We start from the raw sequence: 25,101 nt of genomic DNA, 5'->3' as shown, positions 1-25,101 counted from the left end.
AGGGGACGGCGCAGGCTGGGGCCGCGCTACTCCAGGGCGTGCGGACCGCTCGTAGCGGCCGCGCGCACCGCGGCGCCGAGACGCTGCAGCAGCTTCGGCGCAGCGCGCGCGTGCTGCCAGTAGAGCGGCACCGGCAGCATCGAATCGGGCACCAGCTCGATCAGTCTTCCCTCCTTCAGCGCCCCGGCCACCATGCTGACCGGGTGCATGCCCCAGCCCATGCCCGAGCAGGCCGCCTCGACGAAGGCAGTGGGCGAGGGAATCCAGTGCCTGGGCGTCTCGACGTTGCGGTGGCAGATGCGCCGCACCCAGCGCGCCTGCAATCTGTCCTTGCGGTCGAACACGAGGCTGGGCGCGCTCGCCAGCGTGCGCGCGCCCACGCCCTTGGCGAAATGCTCACGCACGAAGCCGGGGCTGGCGGCAGCGACGTAGCGCATAGTGCCCAGCGCCTCGCTGTTGCAGCCGGCCACCGGCTGCGCCAGCGCGGTGACTGCCGCGAGCACCGCGCCGCTGCGAAGCCGCTCGGCCGTGTGGTCCTGGTCGTCCACCGTGAGGTCGAGCAGCGCGCCCGGCTCCTGCGCAGTGAAGGCCGCCGCGGCGGCGATGAACCAGGTCGCTAGCGTGTCTGCGTTGACTGCCACGCGGATCGTGACGCGCTCGCCGCCGGCCTCGTCGCCGCTCATGCCCAGGGCGGGCAGGGCGTCGCGCAGTTCGTGCTCCAGCATGCCCACGCGCTCGACATGCCGGCACAGCTGCCGCCCGGCCTCGGTCGCCACGCAGGGCTGGCCGCGCACCAGCAGCGCGCCGCCGGTGCGTTCCTCCAGCTGCCTGATGCGCTGCGACACCGCGGAAGGCGTGACGTGCAACGCGCGCGCGGCGCGTTCGAAGCTGCCTTCGCGCACCACGGCGGCGAGGGCGTTCAGGGCGGCGTAGTCGAGCATGGGGTGCGCCTCAAGAGATGAAGAAAAACTGAATCAGATTAAGAAAGTTTAGTTTGAGTTAATCCGGTGCGGGCGGCATCCTCGAAGCATGCAAGCCGTACAAGTCACCACCGCCCTCGCCAACGGGTTCTTCATGAGCCTGGTCCTCATCGTCGCCATCGGCGCGCAGAACGCCTACGTGCTGCGCCAGGGCCTGCGTCGCGAGCACGTGGGCGCGGTGGTGCTGTTCTGCGCAGCCAGCGACGCGGTGCTGATCGGCGCCGGCGTGGCCGGCATGGCGCAGGCGCTGAACGGGCGGCCGATGCTGGCCACGGTGCTCGCGGCGTTGGGGGCAGCCTTCCTGTGCGCCTACGGACTCAGGGCGCTGTGGCGCTCGCGGCAGCCGGCTGCGCTGCAGGCCTCGGCGCAGGGCGCTTCGTCGCTCTCGCGCGCGGCAGTGGTGGCGCAGGCGGCGGGCTTCACGCTGCTGAACCCGCACGTGTACCTCGACACGGTGCTGCTCGTGGGCAGCGCAGGGGCGCAGCACGCGGGCCTGCTCAAGGTCTGGTTTGTCGCCGGCGCGGCCACTGCGAGCGCGTTGTGGTTCACCTCGCTGGGCTTCGGTGCTCGGCTGCTCGCGCCGGTCTTCGCGAAGCCCCGCGCCTGGCAGATGCTCGATGCGCTGATCGGCGGCACGATGCTCTTGCTGGCGGCGATGCTGCTGCGGCGCGCGCTGGCAGGGGCTTGAGGGGCGAGTGGAATCGGCGGCGTTAAGCTCGCCGCATGCCCCAGCACCAGAAGAAAGCAGCCTCACCCTCCCGATCCGCACCTGCCGGCAACAAGCCCAAGCCGGCGGTGAAGCGCCCCTCCAAACCCAGCGAGGTGCGCATCATCGGCGGCGAATGGAAGCGCACCCGCCTGGCGGTGGCCGACAAGCCCGGCCTGCGTCCCACGCCCGACCGCGTGCGCGAGACCCTCTTCAACTGGCTCGCGAGCCTGGCCGGCGCCGGTGGCGGCGAGCTTCCCGGCTGGCGGTGCGTCGATGCCTTCGCGGGCACCGGTGCGCTGGGTTTCGAGGCCGCCTCGCGCGGCGCGGCCAACGTGCTGCTGTGCGAGCAGGACCCCGCGCTCGTCGCGCAGATGCAGGCGATCAAGACCAAGCTCGAAGCCGAGGCCGTTCGCGTCGAGCGCGGCAACGGCGTCACCGCGCTCGAGCGCGTGCCCGCGGGCAGCCTCGACGTCGTCTTCCTTGATCCGCCCTTCGACAACCTCGCGCTCTACGAGCCCGCGCTTCGTGCCGCCGCGCATGCGCTGCGCCCCGAGGGTTCCGTGTATCTCGAGGCCCCGCGCCGCTGGAGCGGCGAGGAGCTCGCGGCCCTGGGCCTCGCCGAGTTCCGCTACCTGAAGGCCGGCGCCGTGCATGCCCATCTGCTGCGGCCCGCCGCGCAGGGGACTGCATAATCCGCCGGACAAGCCGCACCGGCAGCATGAGGAAGAAGCAACCATGGCCAGCAACGTCATCGCGGTTTATCCCGGCACTTTCGATCCCATCACCCTCGGTCACGAGGACGTGGTGCGCCGTGCCACCCAGCTCTTTTCGAAGGTGATCGTCGCCGTCGCGGCGGGCCATCACAAGAAGGCGCTTTTCACTCTTTCCGAACGCATCGACATGGCCCGCGAGGCCGTGAAGCCCTACAGCGACCAGGTGTCCGTCGAGAGCTTCTCGGGCCTGCTGCGCGACTTCGTCGTCGCGCGCGGCGGCAAGGCCATGGTGCGCGGCCTGCGCGCCGTGACCGACTTCGACTACGAGTTCCAGCTCGCCGGCATGAACCGCTCGCTGATGCCCGACGTGGAAACCGTCTTCCTGACGCCGAGCGACAAGTACCAGTTCATCTCCAGCACCTTCGTGCGCGAGATCGCGATGCTCGGCGGCGAGGTCCACAAGTTCGTCTCTCCCAACGTGGAGCAGCAGCTGGCGGCGAAGGTCCGCAGCCTCGGGCGTGAATAGGCTCTCCCCCAGGCTGCGCGCACTTCGTGTCGCTTCGCCAACCCCCTCGCCGGGGGCGACACCGGTGGCCCGGCAAAGCCGGTTCCACGGTGTCCCGCGAATGGTTCACGCCGAACTGCGAGCGGGTGTGAGGTGAGCGGCACCCCCTTGCCCCGCCTGCATCTGCTGGGAGACGCAGCACTGCTGTGCGACCTGCCCGCGCCCGCCACGCTTGCGCAGCAGCAGCGCATCTGGGCGCTGGCCGAGCATGCGCGGGAGTGGCCCGGCATCGGCGAGACGCTGCCGGGCATGAACAACCTGACGCTCACCTTCGATCCGACCGTGATCGATCTGGACACGCTCACTGCCTACGTGCTCGAGGCCTGGCCGAAGCTGTCCGCCGGCGTTGTCAGCGGCCGGCTGGTCGAGATCCCGGTGGCCTATGGCGGCGAGCACGGGCCCGACCTGGGCGACGTCGCGGCGCACACCGGCCTCACGCCGGCCGAGGTGGTGCGGCGCCACACCGGAGCCGAGTACGTCGTCTACCTGCTGGGCTTCCTGCCCGGCTTCAGTTTCATGGGCGGACTGCCGCCCGAACTCGCCACGCCGCGGCGTGCCGAGCCGCGTCTTGCGGTGCCGGCGCGATCGGTCGGCATCGGCGGCGAGCAGACCGGCATCTATCCGCTGGTGTCGCCGGGCGGCTGGCAGCTGATCGGCCGCACGCCGCTGGAGCTGTTCGATCCCGCGGCCGAGCCGCCGACGCTGCTGCGTCCCGGCGACCGCGTGCGCTTCGTGGCCGAGAGCGTGCAGACATGATCGTCATCCGCAAACCCGGCGTGCTCGCCTCGGTGCAGGACCTGGGCCGCCACGGCTATCGCCAGCTCGGCATCTGCCCGGGCGGCGCGCTCGACGTGCTCGCGCTCACGCTGGCCAACCGGCTGGTGGGCAATGCCGATCGCGCGGCAGGGCTGGAGCTCACCATGGGCGGCTGCGAGCTGCAGTTCGAGGCCGACACGCGCATTGCCTTCACCGGGGACAACTTCGGCGCCACCCTCGACGGCGTGCCGCTGTGGCCCTGCTGGAGCGTGCCGGTCGCGGCCGGCCAGACGCTCAGGCTCGCGGGCGCCAATGCGTCCGGCACGAGGAAGTCCGGCGTGCGAAGCTGGCTGGCGGTGGCGGGCGGCGTCGACGTGCCGCCGGTCCTCGGCTCGCGCAGCACCGATCTCAAGGCAGGCTTCGGCGGCCTTCAGGGCCGCGCACTGCGCAAGGGCGACCGGCTGCCGACCGGCGTTTCGGCGCTCGATGCCGCGCAGCGCGAACGCCGGCCTTTCGGCATCCGTGGCCCCGACTGGGGCCCGGCCGAGGACGATGGCGCCATTGCGCTGCGCGTGCTGCCCGGCCCCGAGTTCGAACTGTTCACGCTGGCCGCGCGCGAGCAGCTCTGGGGCGAGCGCTGGCGCATCACGCCGCAGAGCAACCGCATGGGCAGCCGCCTCGAAGGCGCCGAGCTCAAGCGCAAGCGCAGCGGCGACATGCTTTCCTCCGGCGTGATCCCCGGCACGATCCAGGTGCCGCCTTCGGGCCAGCCGATCATCCTGATGGGCGACGCGCAGACCACCGGCGGCTATCCGCGCATCGGCGTGGTCATCCGCGCCGACCTCTGGAAGCTCGCGCAGGCGCCGCTCAACGGCAGGCTGCGCCTCGTGCAGGTCGACCAGCCGCAGGCGCTGGCCGCATGGGCCGACCAGCAACGCTACCTCTCGCAGGTGGCACAAGGGCTTGCGGCTGCGGGCTGGCCGGCGGCGTCATAGACTGGGCTGAAACCGAGAGAGAAAGAAAGGACCCCTCGCCATGCAGATCGACCTCAACGCGGACCTCGGCGAAGGCGCCGGCAACGACGAAGCGCTGCTCGCGCTGGTGAGCTCCGCCAACATCGCCTGCGGCTGGCACGCCGGCGATGCGAAGACCATGCAGCAATGCGTGCGCTGGGCGATGCGCAACGGCGTGGCCATCGGCGCGCACCCCAGCTTTCCCGACCGCGAGAACTTCGGTCGCAGCACCATGCACCTGCCGCCCGAGGAGATCGTCGCCAACGTGCTCTACCAGGTGGGCGCGCTCGCGGCCATCGTGAAGGCCGAGGGCGGCAGGCTCTCGCACGTGAAGGCCCACGGCCAGCTCTACAACCAGGCCGTGAAGGAGCCAGAACTCGCCGATGCGCTGTGCGAGGCCGTGCGCCGCTTCGATCCCTCGCTCAAGTTCTTCGGCCTCGCGGGCAGCAACATGATCGACGCGGCCCGCCGCGCCGGCCTCGAACCCGTGGAAGAGGTGTTCGCCGACCGCGGCTACATGCCCGATGGCAGCCTCGTGCCGCGCAGCCAGCCCGGCGCGCTGATCGAGAGCGAGGAACAGTCCCTCGCGCAGACCCTCTCGCTGGTGCGCGACCGCCGCGTGACCGCCATCGACGGCAGCGTGGTGCCAGTCAATGCGCAGACCGTCTGCCTGCACGGCGACGGCGCCCATGCGCTGGCCTTCGCGCGTCGCATCCGCGAGCGGCTGGAGGCCGAGGGCATCGCGGTGCGCGCCTGAAGGCATTTGGCGCCCCTCGCCACGACGGGCATCAGCCAGCCAGGTTGACGACCCAGCTTTCCCCCGCTTCGACGCAGTACTCGCCCACCACGGCGCGCGTCAGCCTGGCGACCGCCTGAGCTGCCGGCGCGGTGTCTCGCAGGTGGGCCACGGTGATCGTCATGGGCGGCAGTGCAGGGCCGCCGCGCTCTTCGAGGTAGCCTGCGCCGAGCTCGTCGCGCACGAAGATCGGCGGTATCGCCGCCACGCCGAAGCCGCCCTTGGTCAACTGGATGATCGACTGCACCGAGGGGAAGCTGCACACGCGCGGCTCCGTTGAGCGGCCGGCGAACAGGGCGCGCACGTGGGCGCGCGGCCCCGAGGTGCGAGAGAAGGTGAGCAGCGGAACGCGTTCCAGGTCCTCAATTTCCAGGTCGCGGTCCTTCGGCAGCATCGCGGGGCGCGCGATCCACCGCATCGGGAAGCGGCACAGCGGCGCGATCGCGGTCTCGCCGTCGCCGGCGGCCTCGGGCATGTCGTCGTTCTGGATCAGCAGGTCGAACCTGCGCTGGCGGAACTGCTCGCGCAGGTTGTGGGCCGTGTCGACCGTGATGTCGGGCTCGATGGCCGGCAGCCGCTCGCTCAGCGCCTGGATCAGCTGCGTGAGCCAGGTGTGGACCACCGTCTCGATGACGCCGATGCGCACCCGTCCCGAGGGCGGCGCGTCGGGGCGGACCGAGAGCTTGAGCTGGCGCTCCAGCGTGAGCATCTGCTCGGCCTGGCTGACCACCTGCTCTCCGATCATGGTGAGCTTGAAAGCGCGCTGCGACCGATCGACGAGCGAGACGCCCAGTTCCTCTTCCAGCGCCTCGATCCGCTTGGACACCGCCGCCTGGGTGGTGCAGAGGACCTGGGCCGTCTGGCGAAAGCTCCTGAGCCGGTCGAGCATGACCAGCGTTTCGAGAAAACGCGTGTTCATTGGTGAATCTTCTCCCTGAGTGACCGGCCTGTTGAGTTTTTGTTATCAATTTGTTCAACAAAAACTCGTTCGACAGCTGTCGGGGGCGCATGTTTTCATAAAGCCGTCATCCAGACAAAGAGGTGGAACCCTCCCAGGAACGGCCGCACGAGCCGTGCCAGGAGGCCGCTGATTTCGTGTCACACATCACAGGGAAGGGCGAAGAATGAAACGGACGACGGCATTCCGGCGGCTGGCGGGGCGCGCCACGCTCGGGGCTTGCGCAGTGGCGCTGGCCAGTTGTGGGGGCGGGGGCGGCGGCGGGGCCGACCCGGCTACGGCGGCGGCCGTCGCAGCGGCGATCGCGGCGTCCGGGTCGGGCAGCGCGGTGGCACCCGCGTCCTCCTCTCCCGTGCCGGCACCAGCGCCTGCGCCGGCGACGGACCAACCGGCGGGGAACTTGCCGCCCTCGCCGCCGGCTCCGGCGCTCATCCAGGCCAAGTGCGCCATGGACACCAGCGTGCAGCCGTCCTACGAGGAGCAAAGGCTGCCCAACAAGCTATCGAGCAGCGATGCCCTGAGCTTCTCGGCTCAAGTCCTGCAGGCCAGCGGCTTCGACAAGTTCGGCCCGGATTTCGCCAACAGCTTGTGCAGCAACGGCATGGCAGGCGCTTCCAGCTACGACCAGGCCGTGGCCCTGCTCAGGGCCGAGGGGGCGAAGCTCTGGCAGGCCGCGCTCGACCGGGTGCAGGGTCGCAAGGTGCAAGGCACGCTGCCCAAGGGCGACGACCGCATGCTGTACTGGGCCCGTCTCACGATGACGCTGGCGCTGCGTCAATGGAAGCCCGACTTTCCGCTGACCGACGACCAGCGCGCGGCGCTGCAGAACGAATTCGAGCGCGCCTCGCGCGGCCAGTACGCCATCGATTTCCCCGAGGGGCCGAAGTACAAGCGCATCCTCGTGAGCGGCTTCGATCCTTTCACGCTGGGTACGCCGGGTGTGGACGGCAATCCCAACATCCGTATCGGCAACCCCTCGGGCGCGACCATTCTTTCGCTGGACGGCAACACCGTGACCCTGGCAGACGGCAGCACCGCCGTCATCCGTACCTTCATCCTGCCCGTCAACTACGGCCCTTTCATCCAGGGCATGCAGGAAGACACGCTGGGGCCCTGGTTCAAGCCGGGCACGAAGCGCGTCGACGCATCGATCAGCATGAGCCAGGGCAGCGGCGAGTTCGACCTGGAGCATTTCAACGGCCGCTACCACCTTGCGGGTATCGCGGGCAACGACAACGTCTGGCCGGACTGCAAGGACGGCGGCTCCTTTCCCGCCTCGCTCGACTGCGACATCCATCCGCCCGAGCGCTGGCTGGGCTATGCGTCCAAGCCCTGGGTGACCAATTCGCCGCCGCAGTTCATCCAATCCACGCTGCCGTTCCAGCAGATGATCGATGCCAAAACGGGCGCGGGAATCATCAACTGGGACGACCCGTCCAAGCCGACGACCGGCTGGCCCGTCGTGCGGCACGACACCTACACGACGCGCATCTGCTTCAAGAACGCGGTGGGTCCCTTCGACCAGAGCTGTGCGAACAAGGGCGGCGGCGGCAACTACCTGTCCAACGCCAGCGCCTATCGCAACACGCTGTTGCGTGACGTCTTCAAGCTGCAGATACCGGCCGGTCATATCCACACACCCGTCATGACCGTATTCGGCGACGACAGTGACGGCATGATCAGCGATGCAACCTTCGAGGGCTACCGCGACGCCATCGTGGCGCAGGCCCGCAATCTGGTGTTCGCTGTCGCGAACAGCCTGGCCACCCCGTCCCCGATGTAGTCCAATGACGCCGGAAACCATGATCATGAGACACCAAGTCTTCGCATTCACCGCCGTTGCCATGCTGCTGTGCGGCACGGTACTGGCCCAGCCCAGTGATGGCTTCCACCTCTACAAGAACAAGCAAAGCGGCAAGACGGTCTGTTCGCAGAACCGGATCAGCCCCGACTGGGTGCGGATGACTGGCCCCTACAAGGACCAGGACTGCAAGATCGAGCAGAAGCCCGAACCCGTGCGCACCGACCTGCCGGCCAACCCGCTCGACCTGGCACCGAAGAAGTAGCGCGGACAGGAGAAGCGGCGGCCGGCGCCTTGCGGTACCTTCCGGAAATTGCCGGACCCCAGCCATGACCAGGAAACCGAAGGCACCTCCGTCACCTTCCCCCTCACGGAAGCCGCCGCTGCGCGTGCTGCTCACCGGCTTCGAACCCTTCGAGCAGGAAGCGCGCAATCCCTCCTGGGACGCCGTGCGCGAGCTCGATGGCTGGAAGGTCGGCCGCGCGACCGTGCATGCGCGCCTGGTGCCCTGCGTCTTCGGCGATGCCATCGACGCCTTGCTGGCGGCCATGGACGAGCTCGAGCCGCAGCTGGTGCTTTGCATCGGCCAGGCGGGCGGTCGCGCGGAGTTCACGCCGGAGCGCATCGCCATCAACATCGACGACGCGCGCACGGCCGACAACAAGGGCCGGGAGCCGATCGACGTGCCGGTGGTGCCGGGCGGGCCCGCGGCGTACTTCTCGACGCTGCCGATCAAGGCGATGGTGCGCGAGCTGCGCGCGGCGGGGGTGCCGGCCTCGGTGTCCAACAGCGCGGGCACCTTCGTGTGCAACCACATCTTCTACGGGCTGATGCACCGCATCGCGACGCAGCCGGTGGCGGGGCCGGGGCCGGGGCTGCGGGGCGGCTTCATCCACATTCCCTACCTGCCGGAACAGGCGGCGCGCTTTCCAGGGGCGCCGAGCATGTCGCTGGAGACGATGGTCAAGGCGCTGCGCATCGCGGTGACCACTTCGCTGGCCGTGGAGCACGACGTGGCGGAGACCGGCGGCCAGTTGCACTGAGCGGCCGCGAGCGGGGAGGGCCCAGTCAGGCGGGGAAGTTCTTCGCGAGCCAGCGGTTGAGTGCGGCGTTGACGATGTCGGGCTTCTCCATCGTCAGCATGTGGCCGCAGTCGGGTACCCACACCACCTCGGCCTGCGGCAGAAGCGCGGCCATCTCGGTGGTGCATTCGGGGGGGGCGAGCTTGTCCTCGTTGCCGCACATCAGCAGCACCGGCGTGCGCACCGATGCGAGGTGCAGGCGCGCGTCGGGCCGCCGCATCACTGCGCGGTTCTGGCTGATGAGCTGCTGCGCGCCCGCGCCCAGCACGATGTCGAGGTAGCGCTGCACCAGCGCCTCGTCGGCGGCCTGCGCTGGGTGGAAGGCGAAGTAGACGTTGGGCTCGATCACGTCGCGCAGCTCGCCGCGCTCGAAGTATTCGATGGCGCCTTCGCGCAGCGTGAACATCTCGGGTGTCTCGGGCCGCGCGCTGGTGCCGAGCAGCGCGAGTCCTGCTATGCGCTGTGGTGCCTGGCGGGCGGCTTCCATGGCGACCATGCCGCCCATCGAGGCGCCGCACAGCACCAGCGGGCCCTCGTTGTCGCGCAGCACGGCCGCGGCCATGCCTTCGATGGTGTCGTTGTGCCGCTGGACGTCGCTCACGCGGGCGCCGAAGGCGGAGGGAAGGGCGGGCAGCTGGGCTTCCCAGATGCGCTCGTCGCAGGCGAGGCCGGGCAGCAGGATCAGATTGGGCATGGGCAGGGATTCTGCGCGATTGCGGCCCGCGGCGCAGCGGCATAGGTCGCGGCATAGGCCTCATGGCCAGCAGTCATTTCGCGCGTGCCTCGGCACACTCGCAGGCAATGCAGAGGAACCCCGCAATGAATCTTGTCGAACGCGTCCAAGCCATCCTGCTCAAGCCGAAGGCCACCTGGCCCGAGATCGACGCCGAGCCGGCCGATGCCGCATCGCTCTACAAGAACTACGTGATGATCCTCGCGCTGATCCCGGCGCTGGCCAGCTTCATCGGCCTGTCGCTGATCGGCGTCGGCGCCTTCGGCGTGAGCTTTCGCGTGCCGCTGGCCTCGGGGCTCGCGAACATGATCGTGGGCTACGTGCTGTCGCTGGTCATGGTGTTCGTGCTCGCGCTCATCATCGACGCGATGGCGCCCACCTTCGAGGGCAGCAGGAGCCAGATCGGCGCGCTCAAGCTGTCGGCCTATGCGAGCACCGCCGCGTTCGTCGGGGGCGTCTTCAGCCTGCTGCCTTCGCTGTCGGTGCTGGGTGCACTGGCGGCGCTGTACGGCATCTACCTGCTCTACACCGGCCTGCCGGTGCTCATGAAATGCCCGCCAGACAAGGCCATCGCGTACACCGCCGTGGTGGTGGTCTGCGCCATCGTCGGCGGCGTGGTGATCGCCTGGGTGCTGGCGCTGCTCACGCCGTCGCCAATGCGACTGGGGGCGGCCCCTGCGGCCGACACCGTGGTGGCGGTGCTGCAACAGGCGGCGCGGGCGAATACCTGAGCGTCGTGCGCACGGTGGAAAATGGGCGGCAATGCCAACGCCCAAGCCCGACACCACCACCGACCTGATCCTGATCCGCCACGGCGAGACCGCCTGGAACCGCGAGCTTCGCTTCCAGGGGCATGCCGACGTTCCGCTCAACGACATGGGCCACGAGCAGGCCCGCCGCCTCGGCCTGCGACTGGCCAGCGAGACGGCGGTGCGGCACATCTTCAGCAGCGACCTCATGCGCGCGCAGCAGACCGCGGCGCCCGGCGCGCAGCAGCTGGCGCTGCCGGTGGTCACTTCGGCGGCCCTGCGCGAGCAGTTCTTCGGCGTGGTCGAGGGCATGCGCTCCGACGAGATCCAGAGCCTGCATCCCCGCGCCTGGGAAGAGTGGCTGGAGTTCCGCGAGGACCACGCCATGCCCGAGGGCGAGACGGCGCGCGAGTTCCACGCGCGCATCATCGCGGCGCTGGGCAGCATCGCCGCCGCGCACCGGGGGCAGCACCTGATCGTCGTCACCCACGGCGGCGTGCTCGACATGGTGTGGCGCACCGCCAGGGGCCTGAGCCTGAGCGGGCCGCGCCGAAGCGAGATTCCCAACGCGGGCTTCAACCGCATCCGCATCGCCGACCCCTCGCGGCCCGACGACATCGAGATCGTCGAGTGGGCCGACGCCCGCCACCTGGCCGACCTGCCGCCGCAGCCGACCTACGACCAGACGCGGCACCTGAAGAGCAAGGACTGAGGCGGCAGCCTCAGCCGCAGCTGCCGGCCTTCGGCGTGCGCAGCAGCGGCTGACCGGCGCCCACGCCCGTGGGCTTGCCGCCGTCGACCGCGAGCTGGCCGTTCACCAGCACCGTGCTCACGCCTTCCGACAGCAGCGCCGGCTGCGTGTAGGTGGCCCTGGCCGCATAGCGGGCCGGATCGAACACCACCACGTCCGCATAGTAGCCCGGGCGCAGGTGGCCGCGCTGCTTCAGTCCCAGCGTGTCGGCCGTCAGCGACGAGCTGCTGCGGATGAACTGCGCCAGCGAGATCGTGTGCTCCTTGACCACGTACTGGTCGTACTTGCGCGCGAAGGTGCCGTAGGCGCGCGGATGGCCCAGCGACGAATCCGACGAGGTCATGACCCACGGCCGCTTCATGAAGGCGCGCACGTCGTCGTCGCTCTGGTTGAAGGAGGCGATCATCAGGTCGCCGTCTCGCAGCACCGCGATGGCGGCGTCCACCGGATCGGCGTTCGATGCCTTGGCCACGTCGGCCAGCGTCTTGCCCACGTACTTCGTGCTTCCGGCCGAGAACAGGATGGCCTCGGGGCCGCCGCGCAGCCGCAGGTTCTCGCGCATGTCCTTGCGCAGGCGCTCCTGCTGCGAGGCGTCGTCGAAGCGCTGCAGCGTTGCCGCACGGCCGCCTTCGTTGGCCCAGGGCGGCAGCAGCGCGGCAGAGAAGCGGGTGCTCGACGCGGTCCACGGATAGTGGTCTGCCGTGATGTCCAGGCCGTGCGCGCGCTCCTTCTCGATGCGCCTGATGATGTCGCCGCTCTGGCCCTGCACGTCGACGCCCAGCGCCTTGATGTGCGCCACGTGCACCGGCAGCTTCGCCTCGTGGCCGATGCGGATCACCTCGTCGATGGAGCCCTTCAGGCCGATGTTGTACATGGACTCGTCGCGGATGTGGCTGTCGTAGAGGCCGCCGTGCCGCGCCGCCACCTTCGCGAGCTCGATGACCTCCTCGGTCTTCGAGAAGTTCTGCGGCGTGTAGAAGAGCCCGGTGGAGAGTCCCAGCGCGCCCTCGCACATGCCCTGGCTCACACGCTTCTTCATCGCCTCCAGCTGTTCGGGCGTCGGCGCGCGGTTGGCCTCGCCCAGCTCGCTCATGCGCACCGGGCCGAAGCCCACGTACATGGCCACGTTGGTGCCCACCGGCGCGGCGCGCAGCTTCTGCGCCTGCGCAGCGATGTCGAAGCCACCGAAGCCGTCGTTGCCGATCACCGCGGTGGTCACGCCCTGCGTGATGAAGGGGATGTTCAGCCGTTTCTTCGGGTCGCCGGAATGCAGGTCGGCGTCGGCATGCGTGTGCGCGTCGATGAAGCCCGGCGCCACCACCATGCCGGTGGCGTCGATGACGCGCTTCGCGGTGAACTGCGTCGGCGCAGCCTTGCCCGCGAACACGATGCGATCTCCCGCGATGCCCACGTCGCCCACCACCGGGGTGTCCGAATCGCCGGTGTAGACGGTGCCGCCGCGCAGCAGCAGGTCGAGCGCGACCGGGGCGCCGTCTGCGGCATGGAGGACGGGTGCGAAAGGCGCGAGGGCCGAGAGAACGGCCAGCGTGGCGAAGGACTTGTGCATGGAAGGCCCGGCCCGCGAAGGGCGTGTTGTCTGCATGGATGGAGCGGCCAGTCTAGGAGCCGTCCGCACGCTGTCGCCAATTCCTTTTGCACCATGTCCCATGACCTGAAGGCATGGGCCGCCGGCGCTTGCGCCGTCTTGTTCAGGCGAGGCCGGTGGTGCCTCCGGCCAGCTGCCCGAGTCCGAGCCGGGCATACACGCCTGCCGTCTGCCGGCGCAGGCGCAGCGACTCGGGCTGTCCGTTGAGCTGCTGCTGCAGGATGCCCTGTGCCGCGGACAGCGAAGCCTGCGTGCCGCTGCGCACCAGCGCGTCGAGATACACCTGCTCGAACAGGTCGCGCTGCGCGTGGCTGCCGCCGATCTCGATCATGCGCGGCAGGGCCGTGCCCAGCCCTTCGATCGCCGCCGCGAGATCGCCGCGCGCATGCGCCACCAGTCCGTGCGCCGCCGGCACGCACACGCGCTGCCATGCCGCGCGCGTCGATGCCGGCGCGTTGGGCGCGAAGGCCACGATGTTGCGCAGCAGGACCTCGGCCTCGGGACGGCCGGCGCGCGCCAGGCCGTAGAGGTACTGAAGGTCGAGGAAGGGCAGTACGTGGTCGGCCTGCCGCTGGCGCAGGTGGTCGGCGACGTCTTCCCAGCGGCGGCCCACGTCGATGCCCGCGAGCTCCAGCCGCGCGAGCAGCGAGACGGCGCCGATCTGGTCCTGCGAGTAGTCCTTCACCACGCCCCAGGCATGCTCGTCGTACACCGCGAGCGCCTCGGCATCGCGGCCCAGGTCGATGAGGAACAGCGCCATGTGCCACCAGTTGTGCGTGACCATGAACGAGTTGAGGCCGATCCAGGTGTCGCTCACGCTTTCCATGAACGCCAGCCCTTCGGCGAGCCGGCCCTCGGTGAGCATCACGTGCGCCAGCGCATGGTGCGCCCACGGCTCCTTGCGGCACATGGCGATGGCGCAGCGCGCGCTCGCCTCGGCCTCGCGCATCAGGTGGCACTGCTCGTAGCCGAAGGCCGCCATGCCGTGCACGTAGGGCACCTCGGCGGCATGGGGCAGCACCGCGAGCGCGAGCTTCAGCATGCCGGGGCAGTCGCCGGTGTTGAAGCAGTGGTACTGGCCGAGCTTGACCGACACCAGGTCGCGCGGATGCTCGCGGGCCTGCTCGGCGTGCAGCGCGATGGCGCGGGCGATGTCGCCCTCGGCCCAGGCTTCGATGGCTGCGATGTAGCGCTGCTCGCGCGGCGTTGCGCGCGCCGCGCCGGCGCGTGCCTTCGCAAGGAAAGGGCGCGCGTTGGCCGCGGCTTCCCGCGATTCGGCGAACAGGTGCAGCGTGGCGCAGTAGGCCTGCACGATGGGGCTCGCGTCGGCATCGGCTACCGCGAGCAGGTTGACCGCGCGGGCCTCGCTGGAGATGAAGCCCATGACGAAATCGTCGACCAGCGGCAGGCTGGCAGCATCGTCGAGCGTGAGCGGGTTGCCGAGGCTGTCGGAGAGGGAATTTGCGGATGGCATGACGGCATGGTGCCATGCCCCGGAATGCTTCGGCGTCGCACTGTTTTCCACCGCGCCATTGCCGTGCCCGCAACGCAGGAAGTTGCGACTGCCAAGGCCAGGAACACCGCGGAACCGGCTTTGCCGGGCCGCTGGTGTTGCCCCCGGAGAGGGGGCGGCAGAAGCGACACGAAGTGCGCGGAGCCTGGGGGTGAATCTATACGCCGGCCTGCTGGTGGCGGTACTCCTGTGTCCTGCCGCCGTAGCCGTAGGCCGCGCCGCGTGCGTCGATCACGTGGATGTACGACACCTCGTGCAGGTCGGGCCTGATCTTCGCCATGGCGGCGTGCACTTCGCGCAGGTAGCGTGCCTTCTCGGCCTTGGTGTTGGTCTCGTCGGTGATGCTGATGTCGAGGTGGAAGGCCGACTTGCCCAGCGAGGCCAGCGACTGCCCGCCGATGAACCATGCGTCGGCGGCGATGTACTGCACGGTGATGGCGATCACCGGCAGCTGCTTGCCGAGCACGCTCTGCGTGAGCTCGGCGACGGCGTCGACGGTCTTGCGGGTGAGCTCGGCATCGGGTTGGCCGGAGAGGTGGACGACGATGTGGGGCATGGCGGACTCCTTGGATGAATGGGTTGTCGATGGGGTGATTGTGGGAACCGCCAGGCAATCGGAAAAGCGGGAAGATATGATGCGTTCCATCGGATAAACGGATGGATCAACGATGCAGGGATTCGACCTGGAGCAATTGCGCACCCTGGCCGCGGTCGTCGACGCGGGCAGCCTCACGGCGGCCGCGCCACGCGTCTTCCTCTCGCAGTCGTCGGTGAGCGAGCAGATCCGCAAGCTGGAAGAGCGCGCGGGGCAGTCGCTGCTCACGCGCAGCAAGGCGGGCGTGGCGCCCACCGAGGCGGGCGTGCGGCTGCTGGGCTATGCGCGGCGCATCCTGGCGCTGAGCGACGAGGCTTTCCGCGACCTGCATGGCGAGACGCTGGAGGGCGAGCTGCGGCTGGCCGTCACCGACTACTTCCGGCCCGGCGACCTCACGCGGCTGCTGGGACGGCTCGGCGAGAGCTATCCCCGGGTGCGGCTGCACGTCACCATCCTCAAGAGCGACGCGTTGCGCTCGGCCTATGCGCACGGCGATTTCGACGTGGGCATCGCGATGAACATCGCCGGAGCCTCCGTGCCGGAGGCGCGGGGCGCGGTGCTCAGGCGCGAATCGCTGGTGTGGCTCGGTGCGGAGGGCATGCGGCTGGTGCGCGGGGAGCCGCTGCGGCTGCTGGCCCTGCCCGACACCTGCTCGCTGCACCAGTTCACCGTGTCGCTGCTGCGGCGCCGGCGCGTGCCCTATGCGCTGGCGCATGTCGCCTCGGGCGTCGCGGGGCTTCAGTCGGCACTGGCGGCGGGGCTGGGCGTGGCCTGCCTGAACGAGTCCGCCATCAGCGACGGCGTGACGCGGCTGGCGACCCCGCACGGCCTGCCGGCGCTGCCGCGCGTCGCGTTCCAGTTCCTGGCGGGGCGCAAGGGCGAGACCGCCTTCGTGACCCGGGCGAGGGAAATGCTGGCCACGCACTTGATGTGACGAACCGCGCCAGGGGTGGCGCGGGATTTGCGTCACCCCCGCCATGGATGCGCCACCTCCCACGACCTCCCCGCCGAACCTGCTGCGGCACACCCGCTTCGACGACGCGCAGGCCATCTTCTCGGGCACGCTCTTCGTCGCCATCGCGATGATGCTTTTCGGGCAGGCCGGCCTGCTCACCGGCGGCACGGCCGGCGTCGCGTTCCTGCTGCACTACGCCACCGGCGCGAGCTTCGGCAAGCTGTTCTTCCTGGTCAACCTGCCGTTCTACTGGTTCGCCTGGCGCCACATGGGCCGGGCGTTCACGCTCAAGACCTTCTCTGCCATAGCGCTGCTCTCGGTGATGACCGACCTGGCGCCGCGCTACCTGTCCATCTATTCGCTGCACCCGGCCTTCGCGGCCGTGCTTGGCGGCCTGATGCTGGGCACCGGCTGCCTGTTCCTCGCCCGCCACCGCGCCAGCCTGGGCGGCGCGACGGTGCTCACGCTCTACCTGCAGGAAAAGCGCGGCTGGCCGGCCGGCAAGGTGCAGATCGGCATCGACTGCACGGTGGTGCTGCTCGCCCTGTGCGTGATCCCGCCGCAGCGGGTGGGCTGGTCGGTTCTGGCCGCGGTGGTGATGGGGCTCTTTCTCTGGATCAACCACAAGCCCGGGCGCTATGCGGCGACCTGAGGTGCTCCGCTAGCGGCCGGGCGGCAGGGGCCAGGGCCGTTGCGGTTCGCGGATCTGCTCGAAGGCGCGTGCCACGCGCAGCACGCCGAGATCGTCGAAGCGCTGGCCGGCGATCTGCAGCCCGATCGGCAGGCCCGAAGCCGAGTACCCGCAGTTCACCGAGGCGGCCGGCTGCTCCGACATGTTGAAGGGCACGGTGAAGCCGATGTGCTCCAGTGGTCGCAGCGGGTCGTTGGTGGGCGAGGGCGCCTCGGCCGCGGCCGGCATGTTGGGCGACACGGGCGAGATCACGTAGTCGAAGCGCGCGCAGGCGCTCACGGCGGCCACGCGCGTCGCATGGAACTGGCTGAAGCCGCGGAACACGTGCTCGCCGCTGAACTCCGCCGCGCTCTCGGCCCATTCGCGGATGTAGGGCAGCACCTTCGCGCGCTGGTCGGCGCGCAGGCTCTTCATGTCCACCAGCGAGCGCATGCGCCAGAAGTGGTCCATGCCGTCGAGCATGGCCTGCGACATGAAGGGCTGCATCGGCTCGATGACGGCGCCCGCCTTCTCCAGCAGGCGCGCAGCCTGCTCGACCGCTGCCTGGATCTCTGGCTCCACCGCCAGCCCGCAGCCCGCGTCGAGCAGCAGGCCGAAGCGCAGGCCGCGCAGATGGTCGGGCGCGACGTCGAAGCTCGCCCAGGCGATGTCCTGCGGCGGCAGGCCCATGCTGTCGCGCGCATCGGGCTTCGACAGCACCTGCATCAGCAGTGCCGCGTCGCCCACGGTGCGCGTCATCGGCCCTGCCGCGCGGCCCATGTAGGGCGGATCGATGGGAACGCGTCCCAGGCTGGGCTTGAGCGTGAAGACGCCGCACCAGCTCGCGGGCAGGCGCAGCGAGCCGCCGATGTCGGTGCCCAGGTGCAGCGGGCCGTAGCCGGCCGCTGCAGCCGCACCGGCACCCGCGCTCGAGCCGCCGGGCGTCAGGCGCAGGTCCCACGGGTTGCGCGCCAGCGTGTGGAAGCTGGAGAGACCCGACGACAGCATGCCGTAGTCCGGCATCGTGGTCTTGCTCACGATCACCGCGCCGGCTTCCTTCAGGCGCGCCGCGGGCGGTGCATCCGCAGTCGCGGGCTTCAGGTCGACGGCGGCGGTGCCTGCCGGCATCGGGTCGCCGCGCGTCGCGATGTTTTCCTTGATGGTGGCCGGCACCCCGTCCAGCGGCCCGCGCGCATCGCCGCGCAGCCAGCGCGCCTCCGAGGCCCACGCCTGTTCGAGCGCAGCCTCGGGCCTGAAGAGCCAGGTGGCCTGCAGATGCGGCTCCCAGCGCTCCACCTGCGCGATCACGTCCTGCGTGACCTCGACCGGCGAGAGCTTGCGGTCGCGGTAGGCGGCGGAAAGCTCCTGCGCGGAAAGACTGCTCAGCAAGGCGGCATCGGACATTGCTTCACTCGCTCAAGCTCTGCATTCCGAGCGATTCGCAGCGCACGAGATGCCCATGGCTCCTTCGTGGCACCGTGGAACCGGCTTTGCCGGGCCGCCGGTGTTGCCCCCGGCAGGGGGTTGGCGAAGCGACACGAAGTGCGCGAAGCCTGGGGGCGAGCCTCATCAACTCCACGACAGTGCGGAGAGGTCGTTCACGAAGATGGGGTTCTCTTTCCAGATGCCCTTCACGTTCTTCTTCGCGACGGTCGGGAACTGCGGCTGGTACAGGAACCCGTTGGCCGCATCGGTGGCCAGCATCTTCTGTGCGTCGCCCAGCAGCTTGTTGCGCTCGGTGGCGTTGGCGGTGGTCTTGATCTTGTCGAACAGCGTGTCGAAGGCCTTCGACTGGTAGCCCCAGTAGTAGTCGGGCTTGGCGTAGTTGCCGAGGTCGAAGGGCTCCACGTGCGACACGATCGACAGGTCGTAGTCCTTGTTGCCGTAGGTGCCGCTGAGCCACTGGGCCCACTCGACGTTCTGCACCTTCACCACGATGCCGATCTTGGCCAGCTGCGCCACGATCACCTCGCCGCCCTGGCGTGCGTACGGCGGCGGCGGCAGCGTCATCTTCAGTTCGAGCGGCGTCTTCACGCCGGCCTCGGCCAGCAGCTTCTTGGCCTTCTCGATGTCGAAGGGGTTGATGCCGGTGGTGTCGACATAGCCCGCCGCGCCCGGCACGTAGTGGCTGCCGATGGGCACGCCGAAGCCGTCGGCTGCGCCTTCGATGAAGGCCTTGCGGTCGATGGCCGCGAGGATGGCGCGGCGCACGCGAACATCGTCCAGCGGCTTCCTCTTGTTGTTGATCGACAGGATGGTCTTGGCGCGCGAACCGGCCAGGATCACCTGGAACTGCGGGTTCATCTTGAACTGCTGCACCACGCGCGTGCCGATGCGCGGGAACACGTCGATGTCGCCCGAGAGCATGGCCGCGGCCTGCGCGGCCGTGTCGGAGATGAAGCGGAAGGTGACCTTGTTGATCTTCGCGGTGGCCGGGCTGCGGAAGCCTTCCCACTTGCTCAGCGTGATCGACGAGCCCTTGGCCCAGTTGTCGAGCTTGTAGGGGCCGGTGCCGACCGGCTTGGTGGCGTTGCCGTCGGCGCTCTTGGGCTCGACGATGACGGCTGTGGCCTGGCCCAGCACGAAGGGTAGGTCGGGGTCGATCTCCTTGTTGATGATGACCACCGTGTAGTCGTCGACCACCTGCGTGCTGAGGTTGGAGAAGGTGCGCTTGTCCTTGTTTGTGCTCTTCTCGCTGCCGGCGCGGTCGAACGAGAACTTGACCGCGGCCGCGTTGAAGGGCTCGCCGTTCTGGTACTTCACGCCGCGCTTCAGCTTGAAGGTGTAGGTCTTGAGGTCGGGGGAGATCTCCCAGCTCTCGGCCAACAGCGGCGTGACGCTGCCGTCGGAATTGATCTTGGTGAGCGTCTCGAGGATGTTGTACTGCACCACCTCGGCGATGGCGGCCGCGGCGCCGGTGGTCGGGTCCAGCCCCGGCGGCTCGAGCGCCATGCCGATCACGATGGCGTCCTTCCTGCCCTGCGCCACGGCGGCGAGCGGGCTGGCCAGCGCAACGGTTGCGCCGGCGGAGGCAAGGAGGGTGCGACGGTTCAGCATACGTGTGATCTCCGGAAAAACATGCCAGGTTCGAATGGCGGACGACTGCTGCGGCGCGCGCCGTGCCCCGAAGGGAGGCGCGGCACCGCGAAAGACACGACACGCAGCACGAAAGATGCCACCTGCGCGATCGGCCATTTTCATGCAGAGGGCGCGCCGCCGCGCGGCCCGCGGGCCGGTTTTTACTCGGGAGCTTCCCGTAGTGCCCTGCAGCGGCTGCGGCAGAGGCGCGCCGGGCTCAGGCCCAGGACAGGGACGCGATGTCGTTCACGAAGATCGGCGTGTCCTTCCACAGCCCGCGCAGGTTGCGTCCGGCCACGGTGATGAACTGCGGCTGGTACAGGAACACGTTGGCCGCGTCTTCCGCCAGCAGCCGCTGGGCGTCGCCCAGGTAGCGCAGGCGGTCGGCCGGGCGCGCCGCGTTGCGCGCCTTCTCGAAGACCTCGTTGAACTTCGCCGACTGGTAGCCCCAGTAGTAGTCGGGCTTGGTGTAGTTGACGAGGTCGAAAGGCTCGACGTGCAGGATCAGCGAGAGGTCGTAGTTCTTGTTGCCGTAGGTGCCGCTGATCCACTGCGCCCATTCGACGTTCTGGATCTTCGCGACGATGCCGACCTTGGCGAGCTGCGCGGCGATGAGCTCGCCGCCCTGGCGCGCGTAGGGCGGAGGCGGCAGCACCAATTCGAGCTCGAGCGGCGTCTTCACGCCCGCCTCGGCCAGCAGCCTCTTCGCCTTCTCGACGTCGTAGGCGTTGATGCCCGTGGTATCGATGTAGCCAGGCGCGCCCGGCACGTAGTGGCTGCCGATGGGAATGCCCCGGCCGTCGGCGGCGGCTTCGATCACTGCCTTGCGGTCGATGGCCGCGGAGATCGCTCGGCGCACGCGCACGTCGTCCAGCGGCTTGCGCCTGTTGTTGATGGCGAGGATGGTCTTGCCGCGCGAGGCGTTGAACACCACCTGGAAGCGCTTGTCGTTCTGGAACTGCGGCAGGCTGCGCGACACCGATGCGTGCGGGAACAGGTCGACGTCGCCCGAGAGCAGCGCGGTGGTCTGCGCCGCCGGTTCGGAGATGAAGCGGAAGCTGGCCTTGCGGATCTGCACCGAGTCGGCGTTGCGCCAGCCGTCCCACTTGGCGAGCACGATGCTCGAGCCCTTGGCCCAGTTGTCGAGCCGGTAGGGGCCGGTGCCGACGGGCCTGGTGGCGTTGGTCTCCACTGTCTTGGGCTCGACGATGATGGCCGAGGCCTGCCCGAGCAGGAACAGCAGGTCGGGCTCGATCTCCTTGGTGATCAGCACCACCGTGTGCTCGTCGACCACCTGCGTGGCGATGTTGGTGAAGGTTCGCTTGTCCTTGTTGGTGCTGTTGGCGGCCGCCGCGCGGTCGAAAGAGAACTTCACGCTCTGCGCGTTGAAGGGCTCGCCGTTCTGGAACTTCACGCCGCGCCGCAGCTTGAAGGTGAGCGTCTTCAGGTCGGGCGAGATTTCCCAGCTTTCGGCCAAGAGCGGCGTGACGCTGCCGTCGGAGTTGATCTTGGTGAGGGTCTCGAAGACGGTGTAGAGCACCACCTCTGCGATCTCCGCGCCGGCCTTGGCCGTGGGGTCCAGCCCAGTGGGTTCCAGCGTGAGACCGATGACCAGCGCATCCTTTCTCTTCTGCGCCAGCGCGAGCGTCGGCAGGGCCAGCGGTGTCAGGGCTGCGGCGCCGGTGGCGAGCAGGGTGCGTCTTTTGAGCATGAAGCGGAGTCCTCGAAACAGGGGGCAGGCATCATCCGCGACGGCGCGCAGGTGCGCAACCAGATGCTTATGACCCACTCATCCTAAGCAGGATGAGCGACGCTTCGATGTCAGCTCAGCCCGGCAGCAGCGTGCCGCCTGCGGGCGTGCGCGGCACCGCGTCGAGCAGCGTGCGCGTGTACTCGTGCTGCGCGTGCTGGAAGAGATCGGCAGGCGCTCCCTGTTCCACGATGCGTCCCTTGAAGACCACGCACACGTTGTCGCAGAGGTGGTTGACCACCGCGAGGTCGTGGCTGATGAGCAGGTAGCTGATGCCGAACTGCTGCTGCAGGTCCTGCATGAGGTTGAGCACCTGGGCCTGCACCGACACGTCGAGCGCGCTCACGGGCTCGTCGGCCACGATGAGCTTGGGGCGCGTGATGAGTGCGCGCGCGATGGCGATGCGCTGGCGCTGGCCGCCCGAGAACTCGTGCGGGTACTTGTCCATGTCGGTGGTGCGAAGGCCCACGGCGGCCAGCGTCTCGGCGGCGCGCTCGCGTTGCTCGGCCCGCGTGGTGGCCGCGAGCGCCTCGAGCGGCTCGGCGACGATGCGTGCGACCGTCTGACGTGGATCGAGCGAGCCGTACGGGTCCTGGAACACCATCTGGAAGTCGCGGCGCGCCACGCGCAGTTCTTCCTTGGAGAGCGCGTGCAGGTTGCGTCCTTCGAGCGAGACGGTGCCGGAGGTCGGCGTGTCGAGCGCCATCACGAGCCGCGCGATGGTCGACTTGCCCGAGCCCGATTCGCCGACGATGCCGACGCTCTGTCCGGCCTGCACGTCGAAGCTCACGCCGTTGAGCGCCTTCACGGTGGGTGGAGGGCCGAAGAGCTTCTCGCGCGGCAGCGCGTAGTGGCGATAGAGGTTGTTCACGGCCAGCAGGGGCTGGCGGGTGTTGGCGGACTGGCTCATGAGGCGGTGGCGGTCCTTGCGGTGGATGCGGCGATTTCTCCGAGCCGCAGGCAGCGCACCACGTGCTCGCCGGGCAGCAGCGTCTCGCGCGGACGCGTGCTCTGGCACAGGTCGATGGTGTGGGCGCAGCGGCCGGCGAATGCACAGCCGCGCGGCATGTCGACCAGCTCGGGCACGCTGCCGCGGATGGTCGGCAGCCGGCCCGCGCGCACCGCGCCGATGGCGGGGCGCGCGGCGAACAGGCCGCGCGTGTAGGGATGCGCGCGGCCGGCGAAGACCGTGTCGGTCGGACCGCTCTCCACTGCGCTGCCGCCATACATCACCAGCATGCGCTTCACGCTGTTGGCGATCACGCCCAGGTCGTGCGAGATCAGGATCAGCGCCATGCCCATTTCCTTGACCAGGCCCTGGATCAGGTCGAGCACCTGCTTCTGGATCGTCACGTCGAGCGCGGTGGTCGGCTCGTCGGCGATGAGCAGGTCGGGCCCGCATGCGAGCGCCATCGCGATGCCGATGCGCTGGCGCTGGCCGCCGGAGAACTGGTGCGGGTACGCATCGAGGCGCGAGGCGGCATCGGGAATGCCCACGCGTTCCAGCAGGTTCAGCGCCTCCTTGCGGGCCTGCTCCTTGGTGAGCCCGCGATGCAGCCGCAGCGGCTCGCCGACCTGGCGCGCAATGGTGTGCACCGGGTTCAGTGCCGTCATCGGCTCCTGGAAGATCATGCCGATGCGGTTGCCGCGGATCTCGCACATCTTCTTCTCGGGCAGGCCGACGAGCTCGGTGCCGTCGAAGCGGATGCTCCCCGAGACCTTCGCGGTCGCAGGCAGCAGGCCCATGAGCGACATCACCGTGATCGACTTGCCGCAGCCCGATTCGCCGACGATGCCCAGCGTCTCGCCGCGCTCCAGCGAGAACGAAATGCCGCGCACGGCCTGCGCCGGCCCACGCTGTGTCTGCAGGCCGATCTGGAGGTTGTTGACTTCGAGGAGAGGCATGGTCAGGACAGCGGGGTCGGGATCGGACAGCCGAACGCAGAAGGAAGACAAAAACTACGCAAAGGTCGCGAAAGGAGAACACGGAAAACCTCCCGGGTTTTCTTTCGTGCTCTTCGCGAAACCTTCGCACCCTCTGCGTCCTTGCGCCGGCATTCGAAATGCTCGTTCATCGGCAATCCTCAACGAGCACGCGCAAGGCGCGGATCGAGCAGGTCACGCAGGCCGTCGCCCAGCAGGTTCAGCCCCAGCACCGCGAATGCGATCGCCAGGCCCGGGAAGACGGCCAGCAGCGGCTGCTGGAACATGAGGGTCTGCGCTTCGCTGAGCATGCGACCCCATGAAGGCTGCGGCGGCTGTGTGCCCAGGCCCAGGTAGGAGAGGGCGGCCTCGGCCAGGATCGCGATGGCGAAGCGGATGGTGATCTGCACGATCAACACGGCGGAGATGTTCGGCAGCACGTGCTGCATCGTGATGGAGAACGATCCCTTGCCGCAGGCGCGTGCCGCGGCCACGTACTCGCGCGACCAGATGGCGTTGGCCGATGCGCGCGTGATGCGCGCGAAGGTCGGAATGTTGTAGATGCCGATCGCGATGATCGCGTTGACGATGCCCGCGCCGAACACCGCCGTCATCATGATGGCCGACAGGATCGCGGGGAAGGCCAGCGAGAAATCGGCCAGCCGCATGATGGCTTCCTCGACCCAGCCGCGCTTCGCCGCGGCGAGCAGGCCGAGGGCCGTACCCACCACGAGCCCGATGCCGACCGCGATCACGCCCACCAGGATGGACGCGCGCGCACCGACGAGCAGCAGCGAAGCGACGTCGCGGCCGAACGCGTCTGTGCCGAGCCAGTGCGAACCGGACGGCGCCTGGAGCTTGTTCGCCATGTCCATGCCGTAGGGCGAATAGGGCGTCCATACATAGGACAGCAGCGCGGCCAGCACCAGCAAGGCGGCGAGCACGCCGCCGATGACGAAGCTGCGATGACGCAGCGCGCGGTGCCAGAAGCCGGGGGCCTTCAGGGCGGTGCCGGCGGGAGCTGCGGGCAGCGCGCCGGAGGTCGGGGTGAGGGCGCTCATATGTCGCTGGCCTTGATGCGCGGGTCGATGACGGCGTAGAGCACGTCGACCACGAAGTTCACGATGACCACCATGGCCGCCAGCAGCATCACGCAGTTGCGCACCACGATCAGGTCGCGGTTGCTGATGGCCTGGAAGATCAGCCGGCCCAGGCCGGGAAGATAGAACACGTTCTCCACCACGATCGTGCCGGCCAGCAGTTCCGAGAACTGCATGCCCATGACCGTGATCACCGGGATCATCGCGTTGCGCAGCACGTGCGTCCAAAGCACCATGCGCTGCGATACGCCCTTGGCGCGCGCGGTGCGCACGAAATCCTCGCGCATCACCTCGAGCACCGCCGA

26 protein-coding genes are annotated in these 25,101 nt (G+C 69.0%); 13 read left to right on the top strand and 13 right to left on the bottom strand.

What is annotated here, in order from left to right; genetic code table 11:
- Nucleotides 1–26 precede the first annotated feature (26 nt).
- Nucleotides 27–941 (bottom strand): LysR family transcriptional regulator ArgP, encoded by a 915-nt coding sequence (locus G369_RS0134195; RefSeq protein WP_019658581.1) that lies wholly within the window; start codon nucleotides 939–941, stop codon nucleotides 27–29.
- Between the two features lie 88 nt (nucleotides 942–1,029).
- On the opposite strand from G369_RS0134195, the gene G369_RS0134190 reads away from it, so the two are divergent.
- The 6 genes from G369_RS0134190 (at nucleotide 1,030) to pxpA (ending at nucleotide 5,493) form a co-directional block, all read left to right on the top strand.
- Entirely contained in the window at nucleotides 1,030–1,668 is a 639-nt protein-coding gene (locus G369_RS0134190) for a LysE/ArgO family amino acid transporter (RefSeq protein WP_019658580.1), read from the top strand.
- 35 nt (nucleotides 1,669–1,703) lie between these two features.
- Nucleotides 1,704–2,381: an RsmD family RNA methyltransferase gene (locus tag G369_RS0134185; protein WP_019658579.1), complete on the top strand. Its 678-nt coding sequence runs from the start codon at nucleotides 1,704–1,706 to the stop codon at nucleotides 2,379–2,381.
- Nucleotides 2,382–2,424: 43 nt separating this feature from the next.
- The gene (coaD, locus tag G369_RS0134180; protein ID WP_019658578.1) at nucleotides 2,425–2,928 is read left to right on the top strand and encodes a pantetheine-phosphate adenylyltransferase; all 504 of its coding nucleotides are present in this window, start codon (nucleotides 2,425–2,427) and stop codon (nucleotides 2,926–2,928) included.
- A gap of 147 nt (nucleotides 2,929–3,075) precedes the next feature.
- Entirely contained in the window at nucleotides 3,076–3,723 is a 648-nt protein-coding gene (gene pxpB, locus G369_RS0134175) for a 5-oxoprolinase subunit PxpB (RefSeq protein ID WP_019658577.1), read from the top strand.
- Nucleotides 3,720–4,718 (top strand): 5-oxoprolinase subunit C family protein, encoded by a 999-nt coding sequence (locus G369_RS0134170; RefSeq protein WP_019658576.1) that lies wholly within the window; start codon nucleotides 3,720–3,722, stop codon nucleotides 4,716–4,718. The genes pxpB and G369_RS0134170 overlap by 4 nt, the downstream gene beginning before the upstream one ends.
- Before the next feature lie 40 nt (nucleotides 4,719–4,758).
- Entirely contained in the window at nucleotides 4,759–5,493 is a 735-nt protein-coding gene (pxpA, locus tag G369_RS0134165; protein ID WP_019658575.1) for a 5-oxoprolinase subunit PxpA, read from the top strand.
- Between the two features lie 31 nt (nucleotides 5,494–5,524).
- Here pxpA and G369_RS0134160 read toward each other — a convergent pair whose 3' ends face one another.
- Nucleotides 5,525–6,451 (bottom strand): LysR family transcriptional regulator, encoded by a 927-nt coding sequence (locus tag G369_RS0134160; RefSeq protein ID WP_019658574.1) that lies wholly within the window; start codon nucleotides 6,449–6,451, stop codon nucleotides 5,525–5,527.
- 487 nt (nucleotides 6,452–6,938) lie between these two features.
- On the opposite strand from G369_RS0134160, the gene G369_RS0134150 reads away from it, so the two are divergent.
- The 3 genes from G369_RS0134150 to pcp all read left to right on the top strand — a co-directional run bounded on the left by G369_RS0134150 (nucleotide 6,939) and on the right by pcp (nucleotide 9,334).
- A complete protein-coding gene (locus G369_RS0134150) occupies nucleotides 6,939–8,273 on the top strand; it encodes a PA0049 C-terminal domain-containing protein (RefSeq protein WP_019658572.1) in 1,335 nt (444 codons plus the stop codon).
- 25 nt (nucleotides 8,274–8,298) lie between these two features.
- On the top strand, nucleotides 8,299–8,556 hold the full coding sequence (locus tag G369_RS0134145) for a hypothetical protein (protein ID WP_244164427.1): 258 nt from the start codon (nucleotides 8,299–8,301) through the stop codon (nucleotides 8,554–8,556).
- A 64-nt stretch (nucleotides 8,557–8,620) separates the two neighbouring features.
- Nucleotides 8,621–9,334, top strand: coding sequence for a pyroglutamyl-peptidase I (pcp, locus tag G369_RS0134140; protein ID WP_051127693.1), 714 nt, complete (start codon nucleotides 8,621–8,623; stop codon nucleotides 9,332–9,334).
- Nucleotides 9,335–9,359: 25 nt separating this feature from the next.
- On the opposite strand, the gene G369_RS0134135 is transcribed toward pcp, so the two are convergent.
- Entirely contained in the window at nucleotides 9,360–10,067 is a 708-nt protein-coding gene (locus tag G369_RS0134135) for an alpha/beta fold hydrolase (protein WP_019658569.1), read from the bottom strand.
- A gap of 125 nt (nucleotides 10,068–10,192) precedes the next feature.
- Here G369_RS0134135 and G369_RS0134130 point away from each other — a divergent pair, with 125 nt between their 5' ends.
- Nucleotides 10,193–10,837, top strand: coding sequence for a Yip1 family protein (locus G369_RS0134130; RefSeq protein ID WP_019658568.1), 645 nt, complete (start codon nucleotides 10,193–10,195; stop codon nucleotides 10,835–10,837).
- Between the two features lie 31 nt (nucleotides 10,838–10,868).
- The gene (locus G369_RS0134125) at nucleotides 10,869–11,567 is read left to right on the top strand and encodes a histidine phosphatase family protein (protein WP_019658567.1); all 699 of its coding nucleotides are present in this window, start codon (nucleotides 10,869–10,871) and stop codon (nucleotides 11,565–11,567) included.
- 10 nt (nucleotides 11,568–11,577) lie between these two features.
- On the opposite strand, the gene G369_RS0134120 is transcribed toward G369_RS0134125, so the two are convergent.
- The 3 genes from G369_RS0134120 to G369_RS0134110 form a co-directional block, all read right to left on the bottom strand.
- Nucleotides 11,578–13,173, bottom strand: a complete 1,596-nt coding sequence (locus G369_RS0134120; RefSeq protein WP_019658566.1) for an N-acyl-D-amino-acid deacylase family protein — start codon at nucleotides 13,171–13,173, stop codon at nucleotides 11,578–11,580.
- A 142-nt stretch (nucleotides 13,174–13,315) separates the two neighbouring features.
- Complete coding sequence (locus tag G369_RS0134115) at nucleotides 13,316–14,686, bottom strand: tetratricopeptide repeat protein (protein WP_019658565.1); 1,371 nt, start codon at nucleotides 14,684–14,686, stop codon at nucleotides 13,316–13,318.
- Nucleotides 14,687–14,882: 196 nt separating this feature from the next.
- A complete protein-coding gene (locus G369_RS0134110; RefSeq protein ID WP_019658564.1) occupies nucleotides 14,883–15,281 on the bottom strand; it encodes a tautomerase family protein in 399 nt (132 codons plus the stop codon).
- 112 nt (nucleotides 15,282–15,393) lie between these two features.
- On the opposite strand from G369_RS0134110, the gene G369_RS0134105 reads away from it, so the two are divergent.
- Nucleotides 15,394–16,254, top strand: coding sequence for a LysR family transcriptional regulator (locus G369_RS0134105; protein ID WP_019658563.1), 861 nt, complete (start codon nucleotides 15,394–15,396; stop codon nucleotides 16,252–16,254).
- 43 nt (nucleotides 16,255–16,297) lie between these two features.
- Nucleotides 16,298–16,927, top strand: coding sequence for a YitT family protein (locus G369_RS0134100; RefSeq protein ID WP_019658562.1), 630 nt, complete (start codon nucleotides 16,298–16,300; stop codon nucleotides 16,925–16,927).
- A 9-nt stretch (nucleotides 16,928–16,936) separates the two neighbouring features.
- Here the strand turns inward: G369_RS0134100 and G369_RS0134095 are convergent, their stop codons facing one another.
- From G369_RS0134095 to G369_RS0134065, 7 genes are all read right to left on the bottom strand, one after another.
- A complete protein-coding gene (locus tag G369_RS0134095; RefSeq protein ID WP_019658561.1) occupies nucleotides 16,937–18,349 on the bottom strand; it encodes an amidase in 1,413 nt (470 codons plus the stop codon).
- Between the two features lie 165 nt (nucleotides 18,350–18,514).
- Nucleotides 18,515–20,002 (bottom strand): ABC transporter substrate-binding protein, encoded by a 1,488-nt coding sequence (locus tag G369_RS0134090; RefSeq protein WP_019658560.1) that lies wholly within the window; start codon nucleotides 20,000–20,002, stop codon nucleotides 18,515–18,517.
- Nucleotides 20,003–20,240: 238 nt separating this feature from the next.
- Nucleotides 20,241–21,734, bottom strand: coding sequence for an ABC transporter substrate-binding protein (locus G369_RS0134085; protein WP_019658559.1), 1,494 nt, complete (start codon nucleotides 21,732–21,734; stop codon nucleotides 20,241–20,243).
- 115 nt (nucleotides 21,735–21,849) lie between these two features.
- On the bottom strand, nucleotides 21,850–22,683 hold the full coding sequence (locus G369_RS0134080) for an ATP-binding cassette domain-containing protein (RefSeq protein ID WP_019658558.1): 834 nt from the start codon (nucleotides 22,681–22,683) through the stop codon (nucleotides 21,850–21,852).
- Nucleotides 22,680–23,678, bottom strand: a complete 999-nt coding sequence (locus G369_RS0134075; RefSeq protein ID WP_019658557.1) for an ABC transporter ATP-binding protein — start codon at nucleotides 23,676–23,678, stop codon at nucleotides 22,680–22,682. The genes G369_RS0134080 and G369_RS0134075 overlap by 4 nt, the downstream gene beginning before the upstream one ends.
- A gap of 179 nt (nucleotides 23,679–23,857) precedes the next feature.
- Nucleotides 23,858–24,757 (bottom strand): ABC transporter permease, encoded by a 900-nt coding sequence (locus G369_RS0134070; RefSeq protein ID WP_019658556.1) that lies wholly within the window; start codon nucleotides 24,755–24,757, stop codon nucleotides 23,858–23,860.
- Nucleotides 24,754–25,101 (bottom strand): ABC transporter permease (locus G369_RS0134065; RefSeq protein ID WP_019658555.1); only part of this gene is annotated, 348 nt, incomplete at its 5' end. The genes G369_RS0134065 and G369_RS0134070, both read right to left, overlap by 4 nt.

It is taken from the genome of Variovorax atrisoli 110B (assembly GCF_000382045.1).
In the GTDB taxonomy this organism is placed as follows: Bacteria; Pseudomonadota; Gammaproteobacteria; order Burkholderiales; family Burkholderiaceae_C; genus Variovorax; species Variovorax atrisoli.
The sequence above is the reverse complement of the archived record's forward strand: the minus strand, read 5'-3'. Positions and strand labels throughout refer to the sequence as shown.